The sequence below is a fragment of the [Clostridium] aminophilum genome, assembly GCF_900101295.1.
In the GTDB taxonomy this organism is placed as follows: Bacteria; Bacillota; Clostridia; order Lachnospirales; family Lachnospiraceae; genus Clostridium_R; species Clostridium_R aminophilum_A.
The window spans coordinates 1-7,933 of the sequence record NZ_FOIL01000087.1; the positions used below are offsets into that span (position 1 = coordinate 1).

Here is a 7,933-nt window from a genome sequence, read left to right on the forward strand (position 1 = left end):
CCGTTGGTGATCATTGCGCCGTCTTCGCCTACATAGTAGTCGTCCTCAACCCACTGATCCGTAACCATAGCGCCGTCATCATCGAGGTAGAACCACTTTCCGCCGTCCTTCTTCCACTCGTTGGTGACCATATCGTCGTCTTTGTCATAATAGTGCCATGCACCTGCCTCGTCCTTCTCCCAACCAGCGGCGAAGGATGTCATAGATGCGCCCATAGCAAGAAGAGCTGCTGCAGAAAGAACTGCAACATATTTAGTCTGCTTTCTCATTTAATGCACACTCCTTTTTCCTTTGTGTTTTTGTAAATGCTTTTTCTCGAAATTCCTGATCGCATTACCGGCACATTATACAGCCTTCTTCAGAAATAATCAAGTCAGGATTAAAACTTTCTTAATCATTTCCGCGGAATTCTTTTATGTTCCCGGTTCTCCGATTACAGTTCACATTATAATATACTGCTTTTTGGATTGCTATAAACACTTTCTAATTGATTTCTTACGGAAACGTTACAATTTGAGTCTTGTTTTCGTAAGGTTTGAATGCAATATTTCCTGCAATATCTGCGTTATAAAAGGGTCAATTCCCTTTTTTCATGCGGTTTCCATTGTTTTTCCCGAATTCCCGTTATAAAATGTTCATATGAATTATATTTAAACCCTTTATTGAACAACATATGGATTGTATTCTTACGGAGGTTTTATGGATCGGATCGGAATGGTCATACGCAGCTATTATGAACATGATGCGCTCTCACAGCGTGCATTGGCCGATCTTCTCGGCGTATCCCTGGGAACCGCCAATGCACTTGTGGCAGATTGTACGGCAAAGGGATTCCTCGCGGAAGTCCCGGGAACTTCGCTGCGCAAGATGACACACCGGATCACCGAGAGTGGAATCGCATATCTGGAAAACTATCGTGTCAACGGCGCCGTAATCTTTGCGGACCGCCCCCTCGACGATCTCCATTCGATCTTTTTATACGGATTCGAATGCCGCGACCAGCAGATCACATTTCCGGCGTCAGCGCTTATGCCGCTTCCGCTGCGGAGCCTTAACGGGGAGGTGCTGATCGAGCGGCTGATCCGTCAGCTGAAAGAGGCCGGAATCCGGGATATCACGGTTGTCATCGGATACATGAAGGAAATGTTTGAATACCTCGCGGACCAATTTCAAGTCCGGATTCTCTATAATCCCGGCTTCATCACGCCCGGAACGCTTTCTTCTTTCTGCAGCGCGAAAGAACACATCCGCGGAAAACGGGTTTATCTGCTGAACGGCAACATTTGGCTCCGCACCAATCTCTTTCATACCTATGAGTGCGGTGCGAAAGTGAGTTCTGTATATAGGAAGGGCCCGGTCAGGGAATGGTGCCTTTCCTTAAATAAAAGAAACCGGGTGGAGGAAACGGTTTACGGCGGTGAGAATACCTTGGTCTTTTTCGGCCCGGCCTGTCCGGACCCGGTCACAAGCAAGCTATGGGCTGCAAAGGCGGAACAGGCTTTTTTGATGCCGAAAAATAATGCCACCGATTGGGAATCGGTCATTCTGAGCCGCACCGACGATCAGGAACTCTATGCCGAACGGATTGAGGACGGTCAGATTTATCGTTTTCATTCGCCGTCAGAATTACATAGCTTTGGATCCGAACGGGAGAAGATCTCTTCAAGAACCGCAGTCCGCGCAGTAGCGCAGGCATGTGAACTTCCGGAAGCCTCGGTTTCGGTTCTCGGAACGCTCATTGAAGGAGCGGAAAGCCGGATTTATCTTTGCGACGCCGGCGGAAAACAGCTTGTGTGTCGGATTCCGATCCGTTCCATGCACCATTCTTCACTGACAAGCGCCGCATCCCAGAATCCGTTTCAACGGCGTGCGCTTAACCCTTATGCAGGCGAATACGCCGCATACAACGCAGTTCGGCCGCTGCACTTATCCGAAAAGATCATCTCGTTTGATGTCGAGACAGGTTATAAGATCTCACGGTATTATGTCAATACTCTGCCTGTTAATCTTTCGGATCCGGCATCTCCGACCACTGTAAAATGTCTCAGTCTTTTGAGGATGCTTCATGACGCCGCGCTTGTCATCGACAGTCCGTATGATCTTGACTCACAGATTTCCGCGCGGGAACAGTTCTGCGGAGATCTGGCCGGCTTTCTCTTCGCAGATTACGCAGAAATGCGGGAGAATATGCGAAAAATCCAGAACGGCCTTGCTTCGCTGAAACGTCCGCTGGTTCTTTGCCACAACAACCCGTCGGCAGATCGTTTTATTCTCCTTTCCGGCGACAACGTCCGGCTTGCGGATTGGAAAAATGCCGGAATGCAGGATCCGCTTATGGATCTGGCAATGTTTTCTTTGAACAACGATTACGATGAGTGGAAGACGCTGCGAATTCTGGAGATCTATCTCGGAAGGAAGCCGGACGCAGAGGAACAGTATGTAACCTTCGGTCTCGCCGCACTCAGCGGTTTTCTCGGAGTTCTGAGGGCGGTATCCGGCGGAATGCGCGGCATTGATGCCGGCGACAGCACTCTGCGAATGTACGGTTTTGCCAGACGCTACTATCAAATTATTGTCAGGGAGCATTTAGATGATTGCATTAAAGATTGAAGACTTAAAAGAATTCACAAAGCAGCTTTTTACCGGAGAGACGTTTGACCGTTTTCTGGTAAAGGAGGCGGCATTTTCGACATTCTGCTCGTTTGCGATTGACGGGGAACTGAAAAGAGGATTTTTAGAAGAGGATCCCGATTCTTCCGCGAATTCTGCTGCCGCTTCTGCGGATAATATCTCTCCGGTTTCATCGGCCGGAATCACATCTTCGGTTTCCGCTGACCGCTTCGCGGCCTGGAAACTGCTGCGGCCGCATTGTTTTCAGATCATTAAGGGAAAGCAACTCCCGGAAAGTTTTTCGGTTGTCCTGAAGCTCCCGGCCGCAGGAACCGAAAAATTTGTTCGGGGTGCTGCACCGAATCTGGCAGAGGGAACCGTCTCCGGATTATATCTGAATATCCGCTACGCCGAGAAAGCCCTCACCTGTGTCACGGCGGTGTCTTATGGCCAGTTTACGCTGGACAAAAGTGTCGAAAGGGAGTGGGATGAGTCGATCAGGAAGTTTCTGAAGACCGCGGGGATCGCGGCGATGGAAGGGTAATTGCCGCCGGTCGGATCATGATATATCATAGGAAAAACTCATATCAACAGAAATCCAACACTGCTGATATGAGTTTTGCTTTGCTATACCTTGCCTTTTTGATTTACACTTACCGGCTCATGACGCTCTGCGCAATCAGCCCCGGAACCATCTTATTCTGCTCCCAGAGCGTCGGGAATTCGCCGAAATTCACCGGCGCACTGCTCCGGCCGACCTCGATGGTGATGCCCGGAATGGAGTTTTCTCTCCGCTGGAGCCAGTCTTTGAGTCCGGCTACGCCGTCGCAGGATTGGATCGCGTATCCGTTCGCGCTGTGAACGAGGTTTGCAAATTCCAGGGAAACCGCCGTTTCTTTGTTATTTTCCGTATCCCAGTAAATAACGTCGCCCATGGCGTGATAGTTGATCACGGCGCGGAAGCCTTCCCGGTCAATGAACTCGGCCAAAGCCTTGCTTTCCGCCTCCGACAGCGGCGACGGTCCCTTGTATCCCTGATTGGTCGGATATGTCACGGTCTTCTTTTCCGCCCATCCGGCGTCAAAGTTGCGATTCAGATCCACACCGCGCGCGTTGGACTTCCAGCGTCTCAGATACTCCGCAAAGGAAGCTCTCGTGCCGCCTGCCGCAACATCCTGCGCATACATCTGCTGAATGCCGTTCCGGAGTTCCTCGCTTCCGATGCCGCCGAGGCCCCACTGACTGAGGCAGACTCCGTCCGGGTTGGTCATAGGGATAAAGTGAATGCACATATTCTGGAGGAGGCTGCTGACCGGAGTTCCGTTCAGCGTTCCGCCGTTTGCCGCGCCCTGAAGAAGGTTCTCCGCCTGACGCATCAGGATCGGAACCACGATATATTCTCTGGCGTGCATCGCGCCCTGGAAAAGGATCTTCTTCTGCGCGCCCGTATTGCCGATCGCAATGTCATAAATCTGACGACCGTCGGCTGTCGCGCCGATAGAGGACAATGTCACAAGATTCGGATATTTTTCCTTGAGGGCGTTCATGTCCGCGGACAGCTGATCGTAGGAGTATCGGTCTACCGGATTGACGATATTGTCACTGTATCCGACGTTGTAGTAGTTGTCTCCCTGCATATTCTGTGTATCGGAAGATCCGGTCTCTTCCGTATCGCCGGTTCCGCCCGTTTCTCCGGTCTGCGCGGAGGAATCCCCCGAACCCGCAGGACCGGTTGCCGGACCGCTGCCGGAGGAAGTGTTTCCTGCCGGGCCGCCGGTCGAACCGGTTGCGGAAGCATTGCCGGATGCGCTGTTGTCGGCGGAATTTGCATCAGATGAGCTATCCGTGCCGCTGATCTCTGACGCCGGGCCGGCATAGGCTGTGATTTTGCCGATAATTCCATCTGCTACCGAGGAGTTTCCGGCCGCCATCGGGAGAACCGACGGAGTAAGTGTCAGGCATACAACCAGCGCCATCACGGAGGCAGATCTCGTGACCGCACGTTCTGAAAATGTTCGTGTTGATGTTGTTTGTTTTGTAGCCGGTTTTCTTACACCGGAACTGGTAAATCTTTGTTTCATAAAACTCTGTTTTCCCACCCGTTCATATCAAAATAACTCATTTAATTCATGCATCGCCGGAATAGTCGCATTTTTCATGACTAATTCAGCGAACGGTAACTATTATAAGCGGATGAGGGATGAGATACAAGGTCAATTCAATTTACTGATCAGACATCCCGCCCTGTCACAAAAATCGGCGCCTTTATCCTTTCTTTCCATACTTTCCGAGCAGATAAACCGCGATCGCAATGAGGATGACCACCAGAAAGATTCCGATCATTCCCTGTCCCATGATCTGCAGGGAAATATAAAAATTCTGCATTACTACTGAATTCATACCGTTTCTTCCTTTCTATCCTTACAGATACTGCCCCACCAGCTTGATCACCAGTCCGCCCGCGATCACGGACGCGATCTGGCCGGAGACATTGACCCCGACTGCCTGCATCAGAATAATGTTACCGTTGGACTCGGCTGTCGCAAGTTTCTGCACCACGCGGGAGGACATCGGAAATGCGCTGATTCCGGCCGCGCCGATCATCGGGTTGATCTTAGTGCGAAGGAACAGATTCAGCACTTTCGCAAATAATACGCCGCCGATGGTGTCAAAGATAAAGGCAACCAGTCCGATCGCCAGAATGAGAAGCGTGTCGACGCGCACAAACTCATCGGCGCGCATACTGAAGGAAATGGTGATGCCCAGCAGGATCGTGATGAGGTTTGCCAGCTCGTTCTGCGCGGTCTTCGCGAGATTATCCAGCACGCCGCACTCGCGGAGAAGATTGCCGAACATCAGGAAGCCGACAAGCGCCACCGACGCCGGAGCGATCAGGCCGACGATGATGGTCGTCAGGATCGGGAAGAGGATCTTCGTCTGTTTCGTGATCTCCCGCGGGTTGTATGTCATGCGGATCTGACGCTCTTTGTGCGTGGTGACCAGCTTGATTGCCGCCGGCTGAATGATCGGCACCAGCGCCATGTAGGAGTAAGCCGCCACCGCGATGGCGCCGATGTAACGTGAATGCAGGATCTGCGACACCAGAATCGAGGTCGGGCCGTCGGCGGCGCCAATGATACCGATGGACGCGGCATCTTTCAGATCAAAGCCGAGAAGTGTTGCGAGACTGATGGCAAAGAAAATGCCAAACTGCGCCGCCGCACCGAAGAGAAACATCACCGGCTGTGTGAGAAGCGGTCCGAAATCGATCATTGCCCCGATACCGATGAAGAGAAGAATGGGCAATGCTTCCGACGCTTCAATGGTTGTCTCGAACAGCCACTGGATGATACCGGCGGTCTCACCGATGCCGGCCATGTTCTGATTGATCACTCCGGACAGCGGAAGATTGACCAGAATCGCGCCAAAGCCCATCGGAAGAAGAAGAGCCGGTTCGTACTGTTTTTTCACGGCAAGCCAGATGAGAAATGTTCCGATCAGATACATGACGATCTGCTGCGGTGTCACCGCAAGAATACCTTCCAAAAGATATGACATGATAAACCTCCTTGAATGATCCCTAAACAGAATAAGCACTGTCATTGTAATGCAGTTACCGTTATTCGCTCAAATGAGTGGGTGTTAAAAGGCTTCGGTTCGATATCTGTTCATTGCACGGATTTATATAATCACCAATGCAGAATCATAAAAAAAGAAGACTTTTACCATACACGTCACTCTGAGAACCGGTCCGACAGTCCGACATCTCCAAAGCGAATGTATGTTAAAAGTCTTGTTCCTTGGTGGTCAAAGGGCATACAACCATGGGATAAACCCAGGGTATGTTGATTGTATGCTGAAAACTACTCCCTTTTAACGGTATTCAGTTTTCAATCCGTAGAATTTCTATTCTGCGTTCCGTTCTGTTTTCTGTTCCGGTTTACTTCTCGGCCGGAACATTGACACCGGCAATCTTTACATTGACTTCCAGAACGGAAAGACCGGTCATGTTCTCGATGGAATCCTTTACCTTGTCCTGAACGGCAGCGCTGACATTCGGAATGCTGTAGCCGTACTTGATATTCAGGGAAATGTCGACGTAGACATGATCCTCATCAACGGTGACTTTTACACCCTTTCCGAGATTCTTCATGCCGAGCTTGGACAGCATTTCCTTGGTGTAATCTCCGGCCATGGAGTGAACGCCCTCGACCTCTGTCGCCGCAAGACCGGCAATCACAGCTACGACATCATCCGCGATCTTCACCTCGCCGATGGAATTGTCCGAATAGATAGTATGTGTATTCTCTGCCTTTTCAGCCATGGGATTATCCTCCTCATATCGTTAGCGTTATGCATTGTCTGTAAAGTATAGCGATATTATAACAAATTGCGTGGGGATAGTAAACTGTGTGCGAAAATACACATGGTTTGACACAACTTTTTCTTTTTCATCGGCATCGACCTATTCTATTTTGCAATATAAACTTGATTGATTCTTGATTTGCAGACGCTATCCATTACATGAAGCAAGCCGTTCTTGACACAACTTTTGACTCAATTGATATCTTAGACAGATTTCTTTGCGATCGGTGAAATAAATTCAAGTTTAAGCTGCATCCCAAGTCCCTCTGCAAGTCGCTTCATCATCGTCAAGCTTGGATTGCGTGTGCCGTTTTCAATGCGACTAATATCTGCCTGAGTAATTCCTGTTTTTATTGATAATTCCTTTTGAGTCATTTTCTGATCATTTCGGGCATTAATCATTGCCTGAATAATGTCATATTCCGGTTGAATCGCATCATACTCTTCTTTTACAAGAGGATTTTTTAAAACTTCTTCCTTATATTTTCTATAGCTGCTCATTTCCCAAACCTCCTCATATAATCATCCTTTGTATCATAGAATTCAACTTCGAACATATTTACTCCTTCTCCTAATTCAATGATATGTTGTATAGAACATATTGTCAACCATAGTTTCAATTTTATCTGCATTTTTAGAAAAAGCATTTACACAAAACACAAAGGAAAAAGGAGTGTGCATTAAATGAGAAAGCAGACTAAATATGTTGCAGTTCTTTCTGCAGCAGCTCTTCTTGCTATGGGCGCATCTATGACATCCTTCGCCGCTGGTTGGGAGAAGGACGAGGCAGGTGCATGGCATTATTACGACAAAGACGATGACATGGTAACCGGCGAGTGGAAGAAGGACGGCAATAAGTGGTTCTATCTTGACGACGACGGCAATATGGCAGTTAACAAGTGGGTTGAGGATGACTACTATGTCGGCGAAGACGGCGCGATGATCACCAACGGCTGGG

The 7,933-nt window shown here is 49.4% G+C and carries 7 protein-coding genes and 2 pseudogenes; 3 read left to right on the plus strand and 6 right to left on the minus strand.

Features of this window, described 5'->3' with window-relative positions:
* Positions 1-269: pseudogene (locus tag BMW41_RS13595) on the minus strand (glucan-binding protein); the annotation flags it as partial.
* A gap of 430 nt (positions 270-699) precedes the next feature.
* Between BMW41_RS13595 and BMW41_RS13600 the strand changes: the two are divergent.
* Together BMW41_RS13600 and BMW41_RS13605 are read left to right on the plus strand one after the other, a co-directional pair.
* Positions 700-2,610: an NTP transferase domain-containing protein gene (locus BMW41_RS13600; protein ID WP_074650730.1), complete on the plus strand. Its 1,911-nt coding sequence runs from the start codon at positions 700-702 to the stop codon at positions 2,608-2,610.
* A complete protein-coding gene (locus tag BMW41_RS13605; RefSeq protein WP_074650732.1) occupies positions 2,591-3,154 on the plus strand; it encodes a DUF5721 family protein in 564 nt (187 codons plus the stop codon). The genes BMW41_RS13600 and BMW41_RS13605 overlap by 20 nt, the downstream gene beginning before the upstream one ends.
* 109 nt (positions 3,155-3,263) lie before the next feature.
* Here the strand turns inward: BMW41_RS13605 and BMW41_RS13610 are convergent, their stop codons facing one another.
* The 5 genes from BMW41_RS13610 to BMW41_RS13625 form a co-directional block, all read right to left on the minus strand.
* Positions 3,264-4,691 carry a M14 family zinc carboxypeptidase gene (locus BMW41_RS13610; RefSeq protein ID WP_083379019.1) on the minus strand — a complete coding sequence of 476 codons (1,428 nt, stop codon included), beginning with the start codon at positions 4,689-4,691 and terminating at the stop codon, positions 3,264-3,266.
* Positions 4,692-4,875: 184 nt separating this feature from the next.
* Complete coding sequence (locus tag BMW41_RS15140) at positions 4,876-5,010, minus strand: hypothetical protein (RefSeq protein WP_278280352.1); 135 nt, start codon at positions 5,008-5,010, stop codon at positions 4,876-4,878.
* A 21-nt stretch (positions 5,011-5,031) separates the two neighbouring features.
* Positions 5,032-6,168: a sodium ion-translocating decarboxylase subunit beta gene (locus BMW41_RS13615; protein WP_074650736.1), complete on the minus strand. Its 1,137-nt coding sequence runs from the start codon at positions 6,166-6,168 to the stop codon at positions 5,032-5,034.
* A 382-nt stretch (positions 6,169-6,550) separates the two neighbouring features.
* Positions 6,551-6,934 carry an Asp23/Gls24 family envelope stress response protein gene (locus tag BMW41_RS13620; RefSeq protein ID WP_074650738.1) on the minus strand — a complete coding sequence of 128 codons (384 nt, stop codon included), beginning with the start codon at positions 6,932-6,934 and terminating at the stop codon, positions 6,551-6,553.
* A 245-nt stretch (positions 6,935-7,179) separates the two neighbouring features.
* Positions 7,180-7,476, minus strand: a complete 297-nt coding sequence (locus tag BMW41_RS13625; RefSeq protein WP_031474403.1) for a helix-turn-helix domain-containing protein — start codon at positions 7,474-7,476, stop codon at positions 7,180-7,182.
* 183 nt (positions 7,477-7,659) lie between these two features.
* On the opposite strand from BMW41_RS13625, the pseudogene BMW41_RS13630 reads away from it, so the two are divergent.
* Positions 7,660-7,933, plus strand: a pseudogene (locus BMW41_RS13630) (glucan-binding protein); the annotation flags it as partial.

What these genes read in the sequence shown, in the direction of transcription:
- BMW41_RS13600 (WP_074650730.1), top strand. Translation starts at nt 700, where the DNA reads ATGGATCGGATCGGAATGGTCATACGCAGCTATTATGAACATGATGCG.
- BMW41_RS13605 (WP_074650732.1), top strand. Translation starts at nt 2,591, where the DNA reads ATGATTGCATTAAAGATTGAAGACTTAAAAGAATTCACAAAGCAGCTT.
- BMW41_RS13610 (WP_083379019.1), bottom strand. Translation starts at nt 4,691, where the DNA reads ATGAAACAAAGATTTACCAGTTCCGGTGTAAGAAAACCGGCTACAAAA.
- BMW41_RS15140 (WP_278280352.1), bottom strand. Translation starts at nt 5,010, where the DNA reads ATGAATTCAGTAGTAATGCAGAATTTTTATATTTCCCTGCAGATCATG.
- BMW41_RS13615 (WP_074650736.1), bottom strand. Translation starts at nt 6,168, where the DNA reads ATGTCATATCTTTTGGAAGGTATTCTTGCGGTGACACCGCAGCAGATC.
- BMW41_RS13620 (WP_074650738.1), bottom strand. Translation starts at nt 6,934, where the DNA reads ATGGCTGAAAAGGCAGAGAATACACATACTATCTATTCGGACAATTCC.
- BMW41_RS13625 (WP_031474403.1), bottom strand. Translation starts at nt 7,476, where the DNA reads ATGAGCAGCTATAGAAAATATAAGGAAGAAGTTTTAAAAAATCCTCTT.